The 18,714-nt window shown below is 62.3% G+C and carries 18 protein-coding genes; 3 read left to right on the top strand and 15 right to left on the bottom strand.

What is annotated here, in order from left to right; translation table 11 throughout:
* The 12 genes from NCR40_RS13600 to NCR40_RS13655 all read right to left on the bottom strand — a co-directional run bounded on the left by NCR40_RS13600 (position 1) and on the right by NCR40_RS13655 (position 13,065).
* Positions 1-510 carry a hypothetical protein gene (locus tag NCR40_RS13600; protein ID WP_244826654.1) on the bottom strand — a complete coding sequence of 170 codons (510 nt, stop codon included), beginning with the start codon at positions 508-510 and terminating at the stop codon, positions 1-3.
* Positions 511-651: 141 nt separating this feature from the next.
* On the bottom strand, positions 652-2,265 hold the full coding sequence (gene gshA / locus NCR40_RS13605) for a glutamate--cysteine ligase (RefSeq protein WP_250509694.1): 1,614 nt from the start codon (positions 2,263-2,265) through the stop codon (positions 652-654).
* Positions 2,266-2,410: 145 nt separating this feature from the next.
* On the bottom strand, positions 2,411-3,499 hold the full coding sequence (ada, locus tag NCR40_RS13610) for a bifunctional DNA-binding transcriptional regulator/O6-methylguanine-DNA methyltransferase Ada (RefSeq protein ID WP_250509695.1): 1,089 nt from the start codon (positions 3,497-3,499) through the stop codon (positions 2,411-2,413).
* A gap of 352 nt (positions 3,500-3,851) precedes the next feature.
* Positions 3,852-5,198: an ATP-dependent protease ATPase subunit HslU gene (gene hslU / locus NCR40_RS13615; protein WP_250509696.1), complete on the bottom strand. Its 1,347-nt coding sequence runs from the start codon at positions 5,196-5,198 to the stop codon at positions 3,852-3,854.
* 24 nt (positions 5,199-5,222) lie between these two features.
* Positions 5,223-5,759, bottom strand: a complete 537-nt coding sequence (gene hslV / locus NCR40_RS13620) for an ATP-dependent protease subunit HslV (RefSeq protein WP_244826658.1) — start codon at positions 5,757-5,759, stop codon at positions 5,223-5,225.
* Between the two features lie 342 nt (positions 5,760-6,101).
* Complete coding sequence (dksA, locus tag NCR40_RS13625) at positions 6,102-6,518, bottom strand: RNA polymerase-binding protein DksA (RefSeq protein ID WP_035962045.1); 417 nt, start codon at positions 6,516-6,518, stop codon at positions 6,102-6,104.
* 564 nt (positions 6,519-7,082) lie between these two features.
* Positions 7,083-8,162 carry a CobW family GTP-binding protein gene (locus tag NCR40_RS13630; RefSeq protein ID WP_250509697.1) on the bottom strand — a complete coding sequence of 360 codons (1,080 nt, stop codon included), beginning with the start codon at positions 8,160-8,162 and terminating at the stop codon, positions 7,083-7,085.
* A 133-nt stretch (positions 8,163-8,295) separates the two neighbouring features.
* On the bottom strand, positions 8,296-9,495 hold the full coding sequence (locus NCR40_RS13635; protein WP_250509698.1) for a class I SAM-dependent rRNA methyltransferase: 1,200 nt from the start codon (positions 9,493-9,495) through the stop codon (positions 8,296-8,298).
* 40 nt (positions 9,496-9,535) lie between these two features.
* On the bottom strand, positions 9,536-10,459 hold the full coding sequence (xerC, locus tag NCR40_RS13640; RefSeq protein WP_250509699.1) for a tyrosine recombinase XerC: 924 nt from the start codon (positions 10,457-10,459) through the stop codon (positions 9,536-9,538).
* 7 nt (positions 10,460-10,466) lie between these two features.
* Positions 10,467-11,180 (bottom strand): DUF484 family protein, encoded by a 714-nt coding sequence (locus NCR40_RS13645; protein ID WP_250509700.1) that lies wholly within the window; start codon positions 11,178-11,180, stop codon positions 10,467-10,469.
* 36 nt (positions 11,181-11,216) lie between these two features.
* Positions 11,217-12,101 carry a diaminopimelate epimerase gene (dapF, locus tag NCR40_RS13650; protein WP_250466247.1) on the bottom strand — a complete coding sequence of 295 codons (885 nt, stop codon included), beginning with the start codon at positions 12,099-12,101 and terminating at the stop codon, positions 11,217-11,219.
* Positions 12,102-12,180: 79 nt separating this feature from the next.
* Entirely contained in the window at positions 12,181-13,065 is an 885-nt protein-coding gene (locus NCR40_RS13655) for a lipid A biosynthesis lauroyl acyltransferase (protein WP_244826664.1), read from the bottom strand.
* Positions 13,066-13,344: 279 nt separating this feature from the next.
* On the opposite strand from NCR40_RS13655, the gene metK reads away from it, so the two are divergent.
* Positions 13,345-14,532 carry a methionine adenosyltransferase gene (metK, locus tag NCR40_RS13660; RefSeq protein ID WP_244826665.1) on the top strand — a complete coding sequence of 396 codons (1,188 nt, stop codon included), beginning with the start codon at positions 13,345-13,347 and terminating at the stop codon, positions 14,530-14,532.
* 99 nt (positions 14,533-14,631) lie between these two features.
* On the opposite strand, the gene NCR40_RS13665 is transcribed toward metK, so the two are convergent.
* Complete coding sequence (locus NCR40_RS13665; RefSeq protein ID WP_244826666.1) at positions 14,632-14,985, bottom strand: hypothetical protein; 354 nt, start codon at positions 14,983-14,985, stop codon at positions 14,632-14,634.
* A gap of 309 nt (positions 14,986-15,294) precedes the next feature.
* Here NCR40_RS13665 and NCR40_RS13670 point away from each other — a divergent pair, with 309 nt between their 5' ends.
* Positions 15,295-16,071, top strand: coding sequence for a phytanoyl-CoA dioxygenase family protein (locus NCR40_RS13670; protein WP_250466251.1), 777 nt, complete (start codon positions 15,295-15,297; stop codon positions 16,069-16,071).
* 14 nt (positions 16,072-16,085) lie between these two features.
* On the opposite strand, the gene NCR40_RS13675 is transcribed toward NCR40_RS13670, so the two are convergent.
* Both NCR40_RS13675 and NCR40_RS13680 read right to left on the bottom strand, forming a co-directional pair.
* On the bottom strand, positions 16,086-16,292 hold the full coding sequence (locus tag NCR40_RS13675; protein WP_244826668.1) for a DUF3185 family protein: 207 nt from the start codon (positions 16,290-16,292) through the stop codon (positions 16,086-16,088).
* Positions 16,293-16,363: 71 nt separating this feature from the next.
* Positions 16,364-17,155 (bottom strand): mechanosensitive ion channel family protein, encoded by a 792-nt coding sequence (locus NCR40_RS13680; RefSeq protein WP_244826669.1) that lies wholly within the window; start codon positions 17,153-17,155, stop codon positions 16,364-16,366.
* A gap of 211 nt (positions 17,156-17,366) precedes the next feature.
* Here NCR40_RS13680 and mgrA point away from each other — a divergent pair, with 211 nt between their 5' ends.
* Complete coding sequence (mgrA, locus tag NCR40_RS13685; protein WP_244826670.1) at positions 17,367-18,410, top strand: L-glyceraldehyde 3-phosphate reductase; 1,044 nt, start codon at positions 17,367-17,369, stop codon at positions 18,408-18,410.
* Positions 18,411-18,714: the final 304 nt, after the last annotated feature.

Raw genomic sequence — 18,714 nt, forward strand, 5'->3', positions numbered from 1 at the left:
CTATTGCGGCGTGAGCGGTTCGCCCGACTGGCCCGGCTGGCTGTCGAGGTTGAGCGGCACAGGCTGCGGATTCGTCTGCACGGCTTGCGGCGTTGCGCTAACGGGGCGCGTCGCGCCATTGCGCACGAACTGCTTGAAATCGGCGCCCGCCTGCCACGGACCCGGTTGGCAGCCGAGCGGACTGTCGCAATGCGCGGCGAAACCGATCGTGGCCGTGCCTTCGTTGCTCGGCGTCTTGGTGATCTGATAAGCAAGCGCGCGCTTGCCGCTCGACGGTCCTGCCGTCTGGATGATCGAATCCGTGATCGCCTGAAGCTTGTACTCCGAATGATTCGTCACCCAGACTTGCGCGCGCGCCCACCAGGCGTCGCATTCCAGCTTGCTCATGCAGGTGAGCGGCGCGGTGGCCTGCTCCATCGTCTGACTGCTGACCTGGCCTTCGCTCGTGCAGCTCGCGAGCAGAACCAGCGCTGCCGTCGCCGATGCGGCCTTCAGTAATTTGGTGCTCATTGCATCCCCGCTAGTCGATAAGTCCTTGATCATTTTGACTGATCCCGCCGGGCGGCGTGTCTGCGCGTTTCGGGTTGTTTCAAACACGCGTAACGCTTGCCGCGCGCACGCGGCGCGGGCAAGGTAAAACTACGCGCCGGTTCAGCGCGCGCCCGCCTTGTAGTCGCGATACGCGGTGACGAATTCGTCGAACGTTTCGGTTTGATTGCGTTCGATCTCGGCTTGCTCTTCCAGCGACTTCGCGGCAAGCGCGGCCATCTCGCCTGCTTCTTCGGGCGAAAGCGGACGCTCGCGGAAGAACTCCGCATGCTGGCGGCTCAATTCGAGCGCGAAGGCATCGAACGATTGCTGCTTGTCGCGCATCGTCTGAAGCACGCGTGCCGAAGGCGTCAGCGATGCATCGCGAATGCGCGGCCGCAGTGCTTCGAGCACGCGTGTGGTGTCGTTCGTGCCGTCGAGTTGATCGAGAATCTTCGCAACCGGCGCAATGGCGTCGAACAATTCCTCGGCCCATTGCTGCATCGACACGGACGCGCCGTCGCGCGTGAGCGTCAGTCCTGGCCTGCGTCCTTCCTTCGATACCTTGGTGAAGTTGCCGTTCGCTTCGAGATTCGCTTCGCGCGAGAGCAACGGGCTGTCTTCGAGCGCGCAGTAAAGCAGATAGGCGTCGAGAAAGCGCGAAGTGACGAGGGAAATGCCGGTCGGCTCGAACGGATCGATATCCAGACATCGCACTTCGATGTACTGCACGCCTCGATCGGCCAGCGCATGCAGCGGACGCTCGCCCGAACGCGTGACGCGCTTAGGCCGAATGGTCGAGTAGAACTCGTTTTCGATCTGCAATACGTTGGTGTTGATCTGCACCCACTCGCCGTTACGCTGCGTGCCGATGGCCTGATAAAGCGCATATGGCTGGCTCACGGCGTTCGCGAGCACGTCGACATACGCGGCGAGATTGTCGTAACTCGGCAGCAAATCCGCCTGCGCGGGATTGTTCGTGTAGCCGAGATCGCTCATGCGCAGACTGGTGGCGTGCGGCAGATAGAACGTGTCCGCGTCGAGCGCTTCCAGGCTATGTGCCTTGCCTTCGATAAAGCGCCGGTTCAGCACGGGCGATGCGCCGAACAAATACATCAGCAGCCAGTTCGTGCGCCTGAAATTGCGGATGAGCGCGAAATAACGCTCCGACTGGAAGTCTTTCGCCGAGAGCGTGCTCGACGGATCGAGCGCTTGCCACGCGCGCCAGACGTTTTCGTCGAGCGAATAGTTGTAGTGGATGCCCGCGATACATTGCATCGTGCGGCCGTAGCGCAGCGCCAGCCCGCGCCGGTACACGTGCTTGAGCGTACCGATGTTCGACGTGCCGTAAAACCCGAGCGGAATGTCGTCTTCCGGCGGCAGCGAACAGGGCATCGAATCGTTCCACAGCAACTCGTCGCCGAGATGCGCGTAGGCGAAACGATGCAGCAGATCGAGACGATCGAGCGTCAGCGTGATATCCGTTTCCGCTGGCGTGATGAGTTCGACGAGCGCTTCCGAATAGTCGGTCGTGATGAGCGGATGCGTCAGCGCCGAGCCGAACGAACGCGGATGCGGCGTCGTCGCGAGCTTGCCTTCGGGCGTCACGCGCAGGCTTTCTTTCTCGATGCCGCGCAAGCCTTGACGCAACGCGTTGGCGTGCGGTCCGGACGCGAGCGCGGCGAGCCGGCGCTGATAGGCGCCGGCCTTGGGGTGAGCGGATTGCTGGTTTGCCATTGAAGCCGTTGAGCGAGGAGCGCAGGTGTTTCGCGCCCGGTCTTATTTTCGGGTAGCGGGCACTTTAACATCTCGGTGTTCGACGTGCTTGGGCCCAATGGCGGCGGGCGTTTGCGGGGATTTCCGGGGTTTGCGAGGGCTGCGCTCAGGACTTCGCGTCCCTTTGCGCGCGTTCGGTATTGAGCAGGGCCTCCTTGCGCGTCACGCCCCAGCGATACCCCGTGATCGCGCCGTCCTTGCCAATCACGCGATGGCAGGGAATCGCGAGCGCCACCGGATTCGACGCGCACGCGTTCGCCACCGCCCGCACCGCGCGCGGGGCGCCGAGCGCTTCGGCGATCTCGGAATAGGTGCGCGTCTGCCCGTAGGGAATGTTGCGCAACGCTTCCCAGACGCGCCCTTGAAACGCCGTGGCGCCGATGTCGAGCGGCAAATCGAAACGTTCGCGCGTGCCCTGCACGTAGGCCAGAACTTGCGCGACGAACGGCTCCAGTCGCGTGGCATCCTCGATCCGCTCGGCCATGGCGAATTCCACCGCCAATTGATCGATGAGTGCGCGGCCATCGTCGCCGAAAGCGATCTTGCAGATGCCCTTGTCGGTTGCCGCGACCAACACGACGCCGAGCGGCGTGTCGGCCGTCGTATAGCGCACGGTCGAGCCCGCGCCACGGCGCTTGTAGGCCGATGGCGTCATGCCGAGTTCGGCGGGAACGGCGTCGTACAGACGCGAAGGCGAGCCGAAACCGGCGTCGTTGGTCGCGCGGGTGACATCCCGGCCGTGCTGCAAGGCTTCACGCAGCACGCCTGCGCGCCTCGCCGCCTGATACTGCCGCGGCGATACGCCGACGATGCGCGAAAACAAGCGCTGCAAATGAAACGGGCTGACGTGCACGGCGTCGCTCAGTTGCGCGAGCGTCAGGCGCCGCTGCGGATCGGCGTCGAGTACCTTGCACGCGCGCTCGACAATCGCGAGTTCGCGCGGCAGGCCGGTCGGCTGGCAACGCTTGCATGGCCGATAACCCGCTTCGGCGGCGGCATCCGTCGTCTGGAAGAATTCGACGTTTTCGCGTCGCGGCGCCCGCGACGCGCACGACGGACGGCAGAACACGCCCGTGGTGCGCACAGCGAAGAAAAATGCGCCGTCAGCGCGCGCGTCGCGATCGACCACGGCTTGCCAGCGGCCGGCGTCGGTATCGAAATCAGGGACGATATGAAAGGTTTCCGCGATGTTCATGGCTGCTCCAGTGGAAGGGCGTGAATCCACTGTAAGGCCCTGTGAGAAAGGTTACGCGCCGTTTCTTGCGCTGTCATCGCGCGCCGCGTCCAGCAATTTCAGAATTGTGACGCACAGATGCCACACTTCGGCGCCATAGGGGTTTTTACTAAAAAAACTATTGCGTCGCATCAAGTGGCTGTGTAGTATTGGAACTGTCTCCTCCATGTCTCCTCCTGATATGGATTCAGCCCGCCAACTAGGCGGGCTTTTTTTCGTCTGTCGTTTTTGGCGATGCCGCGCGCCGCGTGGCTTTCGGGCGTAAAAAAACCGGGCGTCTGAAGCTAGCCCGGTTCGTTTTCACCGAGTTACATCACAGCACGTAGCGAGAAAGATCCTCATCCTGCGCCACGTCGTTCAGTGCGCGATCCACATACGCCGCGTCGATTTGCACCGGCGTGCCCGCGTGGTTCCCCGCCGCGAACGACACTTCCTCCAGCAACTTTTCGATCACCGTGTAAAGCCGCCGCGCGCCGATGTTCTCCGTCTTCTCGTTCACCGAGAACGCGACTTCGGCGAGACGCCGGATGCCGTCATCGGCGAAATCGAGTTCCACGCCTTCGGTCGCGAGCAGCGCCTTGTATTGCTTGACGAGACTTGCATCGGTGGAATTCAGGATCGACTCGAAGTCCTGCACGGACAACGAATCCAGCTCGACGCGAATGGGAAAACGCCCTTGCAGCTCGGGAATCAGATCGCTCGGCTTGGCCAGATGGAACGCGCCACTCGCGATAAACAGAATGTGATCTGTCTTGATCATCCCGTATTTCGTGTTGATGGTCGTGCCTTCGACGAGCGGCAGCAGATCGCGCTGCACGCCTGCGCGCGACACTTCCGCGCCGCCGGTTTCGCTGCGCGACGCGATCTTGTCGATCTCGTCCAGAAACACGATGCCGTTTTGCTCGACGTTCTGCACCGCGCGGCTCTTGACCTCTTCGTCGTTGAGCATCTTGCCGGCTTCCTCGTCGGTGAGCAGCTTGAGCGCTTCCTTCACCTTCACCTTGCGGCGCGTCTTCTTGCCGCCGCCGATGTTCGCGAACATCGAACGAATTTGCTCGGTCATGTCTTCCATGCCCGGCGGACCCATGATGTCCATGCCGACTTGCGGCTGTTCGACATCGAGTTCGATTTCCTTGTCGTCGAGCGCGCCTTCACGCAGCCGTTTGCGGAAGGTCTGACGCGTGACGTTGTTGCTGTCCTCGGCCGATTCCGCCGCGCTCGACGCGCCGAAGCCAACCGGCCGCGCGCTCGGCAGCAGAATATCGAGGATGCGGTCTTCGGCGCGATCCTCGGCCTTCGTGCGGACTTTCTTCATCTCGGATTCGCGCGTCTGCTTCACCGAAATCTCGATCAGATCGCGCACGATGCTGTCCACGTCGCGGCCGACGTAGCCCACTTCGGTGAACTTGGTCGCTTCGATCTTGATGAACGGCGCGTCCGCGAGCTTCGCGAGACGTCGCGCGATCTCGGTCTTGCCGACGCCCGTCGGCCCGATCATCAAAATGTTCTTCGGCGTGATTTCCTGACGCAGCGGCTCGGCGACTTGCTGACGGCGCCAGCGATTGCGCAGCGCGACCGCGACCGCTTTCTTCGCGCGGCCCTGGCCGATGATGTGTTTGTCGAGTTCCGAGACGATTTCGGCGGGAGTCATGGTGGTCATCGTTGGTCCTTTGCGCGCGTGCGCTTACTCGATCGTCTCGATGACGCGATTGTGATTGGTGTAGATGCACATGTCGCCGGCGATGGTCAGCGCCTTCTCGACGATTTCGCGCGGAGAGAGTTCGGTGTTTTCGGCGAGCGCCTGTGCCGCGGCTTGTGCGTACGCGCCGCCCGAGCCAATGGCGCAGATGCCGTTTTCGGGATCGAGCACGTCGCCGTTGCCGGTGATGACGAGCGTGGCTTGCGCGTCGGCGGCAATCAGCATGGCTTCGAGACGTCGCAGCATGCGGTCGGTGCGCCAGTCCTTGGCGAGTTCGACGGCTGCGCGCGTGAGATTGCCCTGATGCTTTTCCAGCTTCGCTTCGAAGCGGTCGAGCAGCGAGAACGCGTCGGCCGTGCCGCCGGCGAAGCCGACCAGCACCTTGCCGCCATAGATACGGCGCACTTTCTTCGCGCCGCCTTTCATGACGATATTGCCGAGCGTCACCTGACCATCGCCGCCCAACGCGACTTTGCCGCCGCTTCGCACGGAGACGATGGTCGTGCCGTGAAATTGTTCCATGTGCGTTCCTTGAGAAAACGAAGGACGCGGGCGGCTCGATCTAAAGAACCGCCACGCAGTCGAGAATTCGATGGAGTGCACGGCGCGGGGTTCCGCCCGACTCGAAAAGACGAGCGTCCGGCGCCGCGCACGCGCCGTCGTCGTGAACGGGCGCGTCGGATTCATTTTAGGGCGATGGGGAATTTATCAAGACACGCGATGCGCAGGACGCGCCGCGCAAACAAAAAGGCACACGCGGATGCGTGTGCCTTGCGTGTACCGGAGCGTTCGAACACGCGAATTTCGCGGCGGCGTCTTCCCCGTGGCGGGCGGCCCCGCGACGTTCGCCGAGAGAGACGCGCTTCAGTCGCCGAACAGCTTCTGACGCAGTTCGCGGCGTTCCTGTGCCTCGAGCGAGAGCGTGGCGGTCGGGCGCGCGATGAGACGCGGAATGCCGATCGGCTCGCCGGTTTCCTCGCACCAGCCGTAATCGCCGGACTCGATGCGCGCGAGCGACTGCTGCACTTTCTTCAGGAGCTTGCGTTCGCGGTCACGCGTGCGCAGTTCCAGTGCATGCTCTTCCTCGATGGTCGCGCGATCCGCCGGGTCCGGCACGATCACCGTTTCCCGCAGGTTCTCGGTCGTCTGTCCGGCATTCTTGAGAATGTCGGCTTGCAACTGTTCGAGCCGGTTCTTGAAGAAGGCGAGCTGTTCCTCGTTCATGTAGTCCTTCTCGCTCATCTTCAGGATTTCGGCTTCGGTCAAGAGTTTCGTTGTCATCTGCTTGCTTCTTCAATGTAAGGCGAAGTCTTCCGCAACGCCCCGACTACATTACCCGCATGCAGCGTCATGGCATCACGCGACACGTCGATGCGGGGCCGAACTCCTCTGGAAACCGATTACGGATGTATCCGGTACGCGGGGCATTTTTTCGCATGTCCGCGTTCCGGGCCTTCCTGCGTTGTTTCGATTCGCCTTCCCCCGCTAAATCGAGATAACGCAAAACAGGCCATCCCTTCTCCTGACATCCGACAGCGTAAGGCTCAGATGTGACTTCAAGCCATGCGCCAAACGGATTTGCCCTTCTCCAGTGGGGCTGTATTGTAACTGAACCGCAATTTCCGACGACAACGAGAAAACCCTGTCAATTTATGTCGGAATTTCAAAAATATAACGCGTGGACGTACAAAAAGCGATGCTGCTTCGTGGTCGCGACTACACACGCCGCACGAAAGTCACGCTACGAAAAACGCCGCGCGCGATAGGCCGCGGCGGCGTTTCCAGCTTTTCGCGCACGCTTCCGGAAGACGGGAACCGCGCCTATTAAGCGATATGCATGCCAATCTATTTGACGAGGCAGGCGTCGAGGCCGTCGAAAATCAGATCCTTCGGCAACTCGATACCGATGAACACCATCTTGCTGTTCTTCTTCTCGATCGGCATCCACTTGCTGGCGAGGTCGCTGCCCATCATCTGATGCACGCCCTGGAACACGACCTTGCGATCCACGCCCTTCATATAGAGCACGCCCTTGTAGCGCAACAGACGCTCGCCGTAGATCTGCAGGATGCCGCCCAGGAAGTCTTCGAGGCGGTTCGGATCGAACGGCTTGTCGCTGCGATACACGAACGACTTGATCTTGTCGTCGTGATGCGCGTGATGGTGATGATGATGCTCATGGTCGTGGCTATGATCGTGACCGCACGTGGCGTGATCGTGGTCGTCGCCGTGATCGTGCGCGTGGTCATGGCCGTGATCGTGTTCGTGGTCGTCTTCCGCGAGGAAATCCGGGTCGATCTCGAGCTTCGAATTCAGATTGAAGCCGCGCAGGTCGAAGATTTCCTTGATGTCCGCATCGCCGAAATTGACGACGCGAATGGCCGCGCGCGGGTTCATGTGCAGCAGGCGATGCTTGAGCGCTTCGAGCGCGGCGGCATCGACGAGATCGGACTTGGTGATGAACAGGCGGTCTGCGAAACCGACCTGCCGCTGCACCACTTCGTGCTGGTCGAGCTGCGCGTTCGCGTGCTTTGCATCGACGAGGGTGATGATCGCGTCGAGCAGGAATTCGTCGGCGACCGTGTTGTCCATGAAAAACGTCTGCGCCACGGGGCCCGGATTCGCGAGACCCGTCGTTTCGATCACCACGCGGTCGAAATCGAGCGTCCCCGCCTTCTTGCGGTTAGCGAGGTCTTCCAGCGCACGCGCCAGATCGCCGCGAATCGTGCAGCAGATGCAGCCGTTGCTCATCTGGATGATCTGCTCGTTCGTTTCCTGCACGAGGATTTCGTTGTCGATGTTCTCTTCGCCGAACTCGTTCTCGATCACGGCGATCTTCATGCCGTGCTGCTCGTTCAAAATGCGCTTGAGCAGCGTGGTTTTGCCGCTACCCAGAAAGCCGGTCAGGATGGTTACGGGAATCATGGTGTCGCCTGTGTCCTTGTCTGTGTTCGGGGATTGCGCGGGCCGCGGCAGGCGCAATGAGTCGAATATTGAAACATATTTGCCGAACCGGTGCTCCGTGCGACCCGGTTACGTGGCCGCTAGATAAGGGCGCTCACGCGATTTGCAACAGCAGCCCTTTCAGGTATTCGCCTTCGGGAAAAGCCGTCAGCAAAGGGTGATCGACGCCCGCGCCGAGCCGCTTGAGGATGCGCGCATCGACACGCGCGTCCGACGCCGCGCCCGCGACGATCTTCTGGAAGAGGTCCGAATCGATCGCGCCGGAACACGAATACGTGAAGAGCAGCCCGCCCGGACGTAGCAGCTTGAAACCGCTGAGGTTGATGTCCTTGTAAGCGCGCGCGGCGCGCTCGACGCTCTCCTTCGACGGCGCGAACTTCGGCGGATCGAGCACGATCAGGTCGAAGCGCCGGCCTTCGTCGTAAAGACGGCGCAAGGTCTTGAACGCGTCGGCGTCGAGCCATTCGGCGCGTTCGGCGTCGAAGCCGTTTGCCGTGACGTTGGCGCGCGCCAGGGCGAGCGCGTCGCCGGATGAATCGACGGACACCACGCGCGTGGCGCCGCCCTTGAGCGCCGCGAGCGAAAAGCCGCCCGTGTAGCAAAAGCAGTTGAGCACTTCGCGGCCTTCCGCGTTTTGCTGAACCAGCACGCGGTTGTCGCGCTGATCGACATAGAAGCCTGTCTTGTGGCCGTGCATGACATCGACGTGATAGCGCACGCCGCATTCGTTCGTGATGAGCGTCTCGGGCGGCGCGTCGCCGGCGAGCACGCCGGTGGTTTGCTCGAGCCCTTCCTTCTGGCGAATCGACACATCCGAGCGTTCGTAGACATTTGGACAGCCGGTGGCGTCGATGAGCGCCTGCACGATCGCCTCTTTCCAAGCTTCGACGCCCGTCGCCATGAACTGGCAAACGAGTTGCGCGCGCGCGCCTTCGTCGGCGACGTAGTAATCGACGATCAAGCCGGGCAAGCCGTCCGCTTCACCGAAAATGAGACGCGTGGCGCCGGTATCGCGCACCATCGTCTGCCGATGCGCGACCGCGCGCTGCACGCGACGCTTGAAGAACGCGTGATCGACCGGTTCGGCTTCGTCGAAAGACCAGACGCGCGCGCGAATCTGCGAATGCGGGCTATACGACGCGCGCGCCAGAAAGCGGCCGTCGGCCGCGCGCACGGCGACGGTCGCGCCAGGCGCGGGATTGCCGTCGATCCGCGCGACGGCGTTGGCGTAGATCCACGGATGGCGGCGAACGAGCGACCTGTCCTTCGCCGGTTTGAGCGTGATGGTATGCATGAGAATGTCAGGCGCGGGCGCTCATGCAAGCGCCCGCAGGTTAATCGCGCTTCTTCGCGCGCGGGTGCGCTGAATCGTAGACGCGAGCGAGATGCTGAAAATCCAGCGATGTATAGACCTGCGTGGCCGTGATGCTCGCGTGACCGAGCAACTCCTGCACGGCGCGCAGGTCGCCGCTCGATTGCAGAACATGCGTGGCGAACGAATGCCGCAACACGTGCGGATGTACGTTCGACGGAATGCCCGCGAGGAGCGCCATGCGCTTCACGCGCTCGCGCACCACGCCGGGCGCCATGCGGTTGCCGCGCACCGAAATGAAGAGCGCGTGCGGGTCGTGCTTGACGAATTCGCCGCGTACCGCGATCCACGCGCGCAAGGCATCGACTGCCTTGCGGCCGACCGGAACCGAGCGCCGCCGGTTGCCCTTGCCGAGCACCGTCACTTCCTCGTGCGCGAGATTGAGCCAGCCTTGCGAGCGGTATTCGGCGGTCTCGACGAAATGCACGTCCAGCCCGACTAGTTCGGCGAGTCGCAAGCCGGACGAGTAGAAGAGTTCGAGAATCGCGTGATCGCGCGCGGCTTCGGTTGTGCCGGCCTGGGGCGCGTCCATGAGCGCCATGGCGTCATCGACGGAAAGCGCCTTCGGCAAGCTCTTCTCGCGCTTGGGCGCGCGAATGGTCGCCACCGGATTCGCGGGCATGTCGACTTGCTGCGCGAACCATCGATAAAACGCCCGCCACGCCGACAGCCGATGCGCGATGGAGCGCGACGACAGCCCCGCCGAATGCGCCCTGACCACCGCGCCGCGCATATCGAGCGCGGTCAGCGATTCGAGCGGACGGTCTTTGGCGAGCGCGCGCAGTTCGCTCAGTTCGTACGTGTAGCCACGCAAAGTGTGTTCGGACAGACGCCGCTCGTGTTCGAGCATCGAAAGATACGTGGCGATGGCTTCGGCGGCGTCCATGGCGATCTCAGTAAGGCATCAGACGGCTCAAAGCCGCGCTGGCCAATGCGCCGATCTGCGTGAGGAAGTCGGTCGCCATGCCGTCGTGAAAGCGGCGCGGATCGGGCGAGCCCATGACGAGCAGGCCGAAGGTGGGCGCATCCGGACCGGCTTGCGGATCGCGCAGGGCGATCAGCGAGATCGATTCGATCTTGCGCTGCGCGGCGCCTTCTCCGGCAACGGTCGTGGCCGACGCCGAGTTCGGCGCGCCAAGCCACTGCGCCGCCGCGAAGCCGCTGTTCGCGCCGCAATACGGCACTTCCAGACTGTTCGCGAAAATGCGCACTTCCTCGCCGACCTGACGTGCGAAGTCGGCCTGGCGATACCCTTCGTCGACATCCCAGACGCGCAGCGCGGCGTGCGGAACGTCGAAGACTTCGCACAGGCCGCGACTGATGGTCGAGGGCAACGCGTATGGATCGCGCTGCGCGATCACGCGCACGGTCCAGCGGTTGAACTTCGTCGAGATGCTGTCGTTTTCGTGGCCGTAGCGCAGCAGTTCGGCGAGGCGCCGTTCGAGTTGCTTGTTCTTGTCGCGCAGCATTTCCATCTGGCGTTCCTGCAGCGACACGGCGGACTTGCCATGCGGATTGGACAACCGGATCGTGCCGAGCAGTTCAGCGTGCTCGGTGAAGAAATCGGGGTTGTCGAGCAGATAATCGGCGACTTCGCGTGGATTCATGGTCGATGGTCGTAATGATGCGATGCGTATGCAAACTCAGCCGGCGATGCGGTCGAGGTCGATCTCGCCTTCGAAAACCGTCGCGGCGGGTCCGGCCATGAAAAGCGGCGCGGATTCGTCGCGTGCGCCGTCCCAGCCGATGGTGAGCGTGCCGCCGTGCGTCTCGACGCGCACCGGCGTGTCGAGCACGCCGCGCCGGATGCCTGCCGCCACCGCCGCGCACGCACCCGTGCCGCACGCGAGCGTTTCGCCCGCGCCGCGTTCGTAGACGCGCAGCTTGACCGAATGACGATCGACGATCTGCATGAAGCCCGCGTTGACGCGCTTCGGAAAGCGCGCGTGACGCTCGATCAGCGGACCTTCGACGAGCACGGGATACGCTTCTACGTCATCCACGATCTGCACGGCGTGCGGATTGCCCATCGAGACGACGGAAATCCAGCGCGGTTCATTCGCGTAGCCGTTCAGATCGAGCGGCCAGAGCGTGTCGTTGCCTTCGTTGCGGCCTTCGAGACCGTGCGCGTCGAAAGGCACTTCGGGCGCATGAAACACCGGCGTACTCATGTCGACCGTCACTTCGCCATTGGCTTGCATGGTCAGCGTGATGACGCCGTTTTGCACCTGCACGCGCACGGTGGCGGCGTCGGTCAGCTTGCGGTCGCGCACGAACTTCACGAAGCAGCGCGCGCCGTTGCCGCAATGTTCGACCTCGCCGCCGTCGCAATTGAAGATGCGGTATTTGAAATCGACGCCCTCGATGGTCGGCTTTTCCACCAGCAGCAACTGGTCCGCGCCCACGCCGAAATGACGGTCAGCGAGCGCACGCACTTGCTGCGCGCTCAGATCGAGCGCCTGCGTGTAGCCGTCGAGCACGACGAAGTCGTTGCCCGCGCCTTGCATCTTGGTGAATTTGAGTTTCATGGCGCTATTGTATGTGAGCCTCACCGTCACGTTTCATGACGTTTCGCGACGATCTGCGCCACCACGGCGCCATGCGCGCTCAATAGAAGCCCGGCTCGCCCGGCGGACGCGTTTTGAAACGCTTGTGCACCCAGTAATACTGCTCCGGTATGTGCGGAATCTGCTCTTCGAGGAACTCGTTCATGCGGCGCGCGTCGGCTTCGTCGTCGCCAGTTGGGTAGTTCTGCCACGGCTCGAAAATCTTCAGCCGATATCCCTTGTAGTTCGGCAGCACCTCGCCGATGAACGGCACCACTTGCGCCTTGCCCGCTTTCGCCAGCCGGCCGACGGCCGTCAACGTACACGCCTGAATGCCGAAGAACGGCACGAAGGTGGAATTGCGCATGCCGTAGTCCATGTCCGCGCCGAGCATCACCGGTTTGCGGTCGCGCAGCCAGCGCAGCACGATACGCGCGCTGTCCGCACGGCTCGCCATGTCCGCGCCGAAGCGAGCGCGCTGCGCTTTCGCGATTTCCTCGACCTGCGGATTCGAGAACGGTTGATACAGCGACCCGCATTGCCGATGCAGCGAGTAGTTCAGAAAGATCGATCCCGCCTCGATGCCGACGAAATGCAGGCCGAGAAAGAGCGTGGGCGGCAGGTTCGGGTCGGAGAGATCGACGGCGCTGTCCACCTCGATCAGTTTTTCGAGTTTCTTGGCCGAGCCGAACCACTGCACGCTGCGCTCCACATAGCTGCGGATGGCGTGGCGGAAATGCTGCTGCGCGACTTCCTCGCGGCGCTCGGGCGACCAGTCCGGAAAGCAGAGCGCGAGGTTCGTATGTACGATGCGCTTGCGTCTGCTCGGGATCTGATAGAGCAGCCAGCCGAGTCCGTCGCCGAAACGTGCCGTGATGCCGTAAGGGATGAGCGCCAGAAACTTGAGGAAGCCGAAGGCGAGCGCCACGCCAATGCGCCCTAACATGAGGTGCTCCAGCGAACAGACGGAGGTGAACTATGGACAGAAGATTGTTTCGGGACGAATGGGGACAAGCGTTCGGCTCAGTAAAAACACGGGAAACCGGTATAATAAGACCTTCGCCGAGTTAATGGACAACTTGCGGGGCGAAGCCGGCCGGCCTTCATGCAATCTGTGGAGAAGGGCTGGAGTTTAATGACATCCGCTAAAGCGTCGCCGCTTCAGACTCCGAACGAAGTCGGCTACGTGAGCAAACCACAACGTACTTTAATTGGAGTCTGAAGCGTGTCGAACGACTATCTGTTTACATCCGAATCCGTTTCCGAAGGCCACCCGGACAAGGTCGCCGATCAAATCTCCGACGCCATCCTCGACGCAATCCTGAGTCAGGACAAATACTCGCGCGTCGCAGCGGAAACGCTCTGTAACACCGGCCTCGTCGTCCTCGCGGGCGAAATCACCACGACGGCCAATGTCGACTACATCCAGGTTGCGCGCGACACCATCAAACGCATTGGCTACGACAACACCGACTACGGTATCGACTATCGCGGCTGCGCGGTGCTCGTCGCTTACGACAAGCAGTCGCCGGATATCGCGCAAGGCGTGAACAAGGCGCACGACAACAACCTCGATCAAGGCGCGGGCGACCAGGGCCTGATGTTCGGCTACGCATGCGACGAAACGCCCGAACTCATGCCGCTGCCTATCCACCTTTCGCATCGTCTGGTCGAGCGTCAGGCGAACCTGCGTCGCGACGGCCGTCTGCCGTGGCTGCGTCCGGACGCGAAGTCGCAAGTCACCGTGCGTTATGTCGATGGCCGTCCGCATTCCATCGACACCGTCGTGCTTTCCACGCAGCACGCACCGGACATCGATCTTTCGGACCTGCGCGAAGCCGTGATCGAGGAAGTCATCAAGCCGACGTTGCCGGCGGATCTCATCAAGGGCGACATCAAGTTCCTGGTGAATCCCACGGGCCGCTTCGTCATCGGCGGTCCGCAAGGCGACTGCGGTCTGACGGGCCGCAAGATCATCGTGGATACCTACGGCGGCGCGGCCCCTCACGGCGGCGGCGCGTTTTCGGGTAAGGACCCGTCCAAGGTCGACCGCTCGGCTGCCTACGCCGGCCGCTATGTCGCGAAGAACATCGTGGCAGCGGGCCTGGCCTCGCGTTGCCTGATTCAGGTGTCGTACGCTATTGGCGTGGCGCGCCCGACTTCGGTCATGGTCAACACGTTCGGCACGGGCCGCGTGTCGGATGCCGAGATCACGAAGCTCGTGCTCGAACACTTCGACCTGCGTCCGAAGGGCATCATTCAGATGCTGGATCTGCTGCGTCCGATCTACGAGAAGTCGGCAGCTTATGGCCACTTCGGCCGCGAAGAGCCGGAATTCACGTGGGAAGCCACCGACAAGGCTCTCACGCTCGCGGAAGCCGCGGGCACGGAACCGGTCGCGAGCGTCGCATAAAGCGTCGTATTGGTTCGGCAGGCAAAACGAAAACCGGCAAGCATCGCGCTTGCCGGTTTTTTTGTGCGTCGCTTTTATCGAAGCCCGCCGTGCGGGCCTTCAGCGTGCCGCGAATGCATACCAACCCGCGCTGCTAGCGGAAATGCGTCGCGGACGGCGGCTCGTGTGGGCCGCCGCCTGAGGCTTCGGCAGTGCGGGCGCGCGGGCTTGCATCGGACGGCGCAGCAGCGCTCTCAACGACACCTTGCGCGATGCCGTGCGCGCGCGAAGATTGAAGAAGAAGCCGCGAAACCACGAGCGAATGCCAACGACCGGATGCACGTGCATGAGCTGTTCCGCGAGCGCTTGAGTGCGCGCGGAATGGTGCCGCAGTGCGCGAACCACGCCGCGTCGGGCCGGGCGCGCGGCGTGTGAGGCAACTCGGGTCAGGCCGGAAGCGATTCGGTGGTTCATATCGGGAAGAGTCGGTTGCATGGAGGCAACTCGACGATAGTCGTCTCAAAAATAGCGATCAACGGATTCGATCCAACGAGCCTGCGGAAGTTGCACCGAATTGATGCAGGCAATGTACAGGACCATTATTACTCCGGTAAGTCCGCGTTTTCCCTGCTGAATGCCGGACGAAGCGCCGGTCGCGCCGTTAAAGCGCAGGCCGAACGGGCTTTAGCCGCGCGTGAGATTTACAATCGTGCTATTCGCCCGGATGCCGGGTATTGCGATGGTTGAATGAAGTCACGTGAAGCCGTCGAGGTAAGAACTGAAATGTCCGAACACAATCCGCTTCAATCGAAATCAGAACAAGTGCGCGAATTGCGCGAGACGGGCTTCGTCGTCGTCAAGGGGCTGGTGCCTGATGCGCGCTGCCAAGCGTTACGCGAAGTTGCGCGCCGCCAGTTGGCGGAGGCGGCGACGCCGCTCGAATTCGAAGCCGATCTGAAATACCCCGGCGCGCCCGATTCCCGGGACGCGCCCGGCGGACACACCGTGCGCCGTCTGCTTGACGCCTACGTGCGTGATCCGCTCTTTGCCGAGTTCGCGACATCGCCCGAGATTCGCGGCTGGATGGAGTTGTACTTCGGCGAAACGCCGTACCTTTCGCGCGCGCATCACAACTGCGTAATGACGAAGCATCCCGCTTACGGCAGCCTCACCGGCTGGCATCGCGACGTGCGTTACTGGGGCTTCGAGCGCGACGATCTGGTTTCGACATGGCTCGCAATCGGCGATGAAACCGTCGACAACGGCGCGCTCTGGTTCGTGCCGGGCTCGCACAAGCTGCCGTTCACGTCCGACCGCTTCGATGAAGCGAAATTTTTCCGCTCCGACCTGCCCGAAAACGCCGCGCTGATCCGCACGGCGGTTTCGCCCGCGCTCGAACCCGGCGATGTCGTGTTCTTCCACTGCAATACGCTGCACTCGGCGGGCAAAAACCTCAGCGATAAGGTGAAGTTCTCGCTCGTCTACACGTATCACGGTGCGAGCAACGTGCCGTTGCCAGGCACGCGGTCGGCCGCGAAACCGGAAGTGCCGCTCGTCTGAGCGCGTTTTGCGTTTTATCGGCGGGATGACGGCAGCGCAAGGCCGATCATTCCCGCGAGCGTGGCCACGACGCCGCCCGCGAGCAGCCAGATAGTCTTGTTCGTGGGCGAACCGGTGAAAAAGCGCGATACGTCGTTACTCAACGAATGAAACGACTGGCCGCCGAAATAAAGCAGCACGATGCCGCCGACAATCAACGCAACGGAAATCGCTCGGGTCATGGGCCAGTCTCGCGGAAGGTAAGGCGCGACAGGTTATTCAATCTTCCCGCTCGCGTCCAGTCGTCCCGGTTTCAGGTGATCTGCTCGCGCGTCAGCGGCTGAATCTTGCGCAGCAATTCGGCCTGCACGCTCGCGTGATCGCTTGCGCGCGTCCATGCGCCCACGTTGAACTTGACGCCGGTGTCGGTGTAATCCGTTACCGCGATCCACGGCGCGGACGGCGCTTCCTGCACGATACGCGGATCTTCGCTCACGAGCCGGCGCAATTCCTCAAGCACATGTTCGACCTTCTGACCGTGCGCCACCTGAAAGTTGAGCACCACGCGGCGGCGTTCGTTCGCGCTGTAGTTGGTGATGGGATTCGCCCAGATCGTGCTGTTCGGCACGAACATGACGATGCCGTCGGCCTTGGTGAGGCGCGTGGTGAAGAGACCGATCTCGTTCACGGTTCCCGCCGTGGTGCCGACGCCCTCGATGTAATCGCCCACGCGGAACGGGCGCAGCAACAACAGCATCAGTCCCGCCGCGATGTTCTGCAGCGTGCCCTGCAACGCCAGGCCAATTGCCAGTCCGGCCGCGCCGAGCACGGTCAGGATACTCGCCGCCGCGATGCCGAACTTGCCGAGCGCGGCCACGATGGCGACTACGCGAATGGCCCACATCGCCACGCTGGCGAGCACCGGCGTGAGCGTGGCGTCGATATGCGTGCGCCCGAGCGTGCGCCGCAGCGCGTTGGCGACGAAGTTCGAAATCCACCATCCGACAGCGAGAATCAGGATCGCCATGAGGAAGTCGATGCCATACGTCACGGCAAGGGCTAATAGGGAATCGTAGGCAGGGCGCAGCTTATCGATAGAGTTCATCGGTCAGATTCCTTCATTTGGGATTTGCATTGGTCTGGCGTCGGACCAGAACGTTCCCGCGTAGGCCGTCCGGACGAGGGTCGTACGGCTTGCGGCGGATTGGCTTAACATTGTCGGCCTCGACCGGCGGAGCGGCGAGCACGTGCCGCACAACGCCCGAACGCAGTCCCCGAAACCGATTCAGTCAACCAGCACGCAAAGGGAATTCGATATGGCATACGAAGCAGCTTCCGAGCGTTATACGCAGATGCAATACCGCACGTGCGGCAAGAGCGGATTGAAACTTCCTGCGTTGTCTCTTGGTCTGTGGCACAACTTCGGCGATACCACGCCCATCTCGACGCAACGCGAAATTCTGCGCACGGCATTCGATCTCGGCGTCACGCACTTCGATCTCGCCAACAACTACGGCCCGCCGTATGGCAGCGCGGAAACGAACTTCGGCCGGATCTTCAAGGACGACTTCCGGCCGTATCGCGATGAGCTGCTGATTTCGTCGAAGGCCGGCTGGGACATGTGGCCGGGACCTTACGGCAACGGCGGCGGTTCGCGCAAGTATGTGCTCGCGAGTCTGGATCAAAGCCTGAAGCGCATGGGCCTCGATTACGTCGATATTTTCTACTCGCATCGTTTCGATGCGGACACGCCGCTCGAAGAAACCGCTGGCGCGCTCGCCACCGCCGTTCATTCGGGCAAGGCGCTGTATGTCGGCATTTCGTCGTATTCGGCGTCGAAGACGCGCGAAATGGCGCGCTTGCTGGCCGAGCACAAGGTGCCGCTCTTGATCCATCAGCCGTCGTACAACATGCTGAATCGCTGGATCGAACACGAACTGCTCGATACGCTCGACGATCTCGGCACCGGCAGCATCGCGTTCACGCCGCTCGCGCAGGGCTTGCTTACGAGCAAGTATTTGAACGGCGTGCCGCAGGATGCGCGCGTGAACAAGGCGGGCGGCGGATCGCTCAAGCAGGAGCATTTGAGCGACGAGAATCTGGCGCATGTGCGCAAGCTCAACGAACTCGCGGAACGTCGCGGTCAAAGCCTCGCGCAGATGGCGCTTGCATGGGCGTTGCGCGGTGGCCGTGTGACTTCGGTGCTGATCGGCGCGAGCCGCGCGGAACAGGTCGTCGAGAACGTCGCCGCGCTGAAGAATCTGGAGTTCAGCGCAGAGGAACTCGCCGAGATCGACAAGCATGCGCAGGAAGGCGGCGTGAATCTGTGGGAGAAGCCGTCGACGGATCAACGCATCTGATCGCGTCGTCCCGCCGTTGTCCCGGCCCGACCGTCAGAAGGGTATTTTGGGATAATTGCGGAATCCGTTGCTATCATGCGGGCTCGGCGGCTTTCTGGCTGTGATTTGCGGCGTGTTCGACGCGCGTCTCCCGTTCTTCGCAATCATTCGCCAGGCCGGGCAGCCAGGTGCGCGCCGTCCCGCAAAGTCCACGCGCGTCCAGCCAGTCTCTATGCCGCACGGCCGCGACACGACGGCAAATGTCGATCGGGTTAAAATGCTCGATTGCGCCGGGTTGTCCGGCTGGGTTGTCTGGTTTGCGCGC

It is taken from the genome of Caballeronia sp. GACF4 (assembly GCF_023631025.1).
Classification (GTDB): domain Bacteria; phylum Pseudomonadota; class Gammaproteobacteria; order Burkholderiales; family Burkholderiaceae; genus Caballeronia.

Coding starts and splice junctions, on each gene's coding strand:
- NCR40_RS13600 (WP_244826654.1), bottom strand. CDS start 510: ATGAGCACCAAATTACTGAAGGCCGCATCGGCGACGGCAGCGCTGGTT.
- gshA (WP_250509694.1), bottom strand. CDS start 2,265: ATGGCAAACCAGCAATCCGCTCACCCCAAGGCCGGCGCCTATCAGCGC.
- ada (WP_250509695.1), bottom strand. CDS start 3,499: ATGAACATCGCGGAAACCTTTCATATCGTCCCTGATTTCGATACCGAC.
- hslU (WP_250509696.1), bottom strand. CDS start 5,198: ATGACCACCATGACTCCCGCCGAAATCGTCTCGGAACTCGACAAACAC.
- hslV (WP_244826658.1), bottom strand. CDS start 5,759: ATGGAACAATTTCACGGCACGACCATCGTCTCCGTGCGAAGCGGCGGC.
- dksA (WP_035962045.1), bottom strand. CDS start 6,518: ATGACAACGAAACTCTTGACCGAAGCCGAAATCCTGAAGATGAGCGAG.
- NCR40_RS13630 (WP_250509697.1), bottom strand. CDS start 8,162: ATGATTCCCGTAACCATCCTGACCGGCTTTCTGGGTAGCGGCAAAACC.
- NCR40_RS13635 (WP_250509698.1), bottom strand. CDS start 9,495: ATGCATACCATCACGCTCAAACCGGCGAAGGACAGGTCGCTCGTTCGC.
- xerC (WP_250509699.1), bottom strand. CDS start 10,459: ATGGACGCCGCCGAAGCCATCGCCACGTATCTTTCGATGCTCGAACAC.
- NCR40_RS13645 (WP_250509700.1), bottom strand. CDS start 11,180: ATGAATCCACGCGAAGTCGCCGATTATCTGCTCGACAACCCCGATTTC.
- dapF (WP_250466247.1), bottom strand. CDS start 12,101: ATGAAACTCAAATTCACCAAGATGCAAGGCGCGGGCAACGACTTCGTC.
- NCR40_RS13655 (WP_244826664.1), bottom strand. CDS start 13,065: ATGTTAGGGCGCATTGGCGTGGCGCTCGCCTTCGGCTTCCTCAAGTTT.
- NCR40_RS13665 (WP_244826666.1), bottom strand. CDS start 14,985: ATGAACCACCGAATCGCTTCCGGCCTGACCCGAGTTGCCTCACACGCC.
- NCR40_RS13670 (WP_250466251.1), top strand. CDS start 15,295: ATGTCCGAACACAATCCGCTTCAATCGAAATCAGAACAAGTGCGCGAA.
- NCR40_RS13675 (WP_244826668.1), bottom strand. CDS start 16,292: ATGACCCGAGCGATTTCCGTTGCGTTGATTGTCGGCGGCATCGTGCTG.
- NCR40_RS13680 (WP_244826669.1), bottom strand. CDS start 17,155: ATGAACTCTATCGATAAGCTGCGCCCTGCCTACGATTCCCTATTAGCC.
- mgrA (WP_244826670.1), top strand. CDS start 17,367: ATGGCATACGAAGCAGCTTCCGAGCGTTATACGCAGATGCAATACCGC.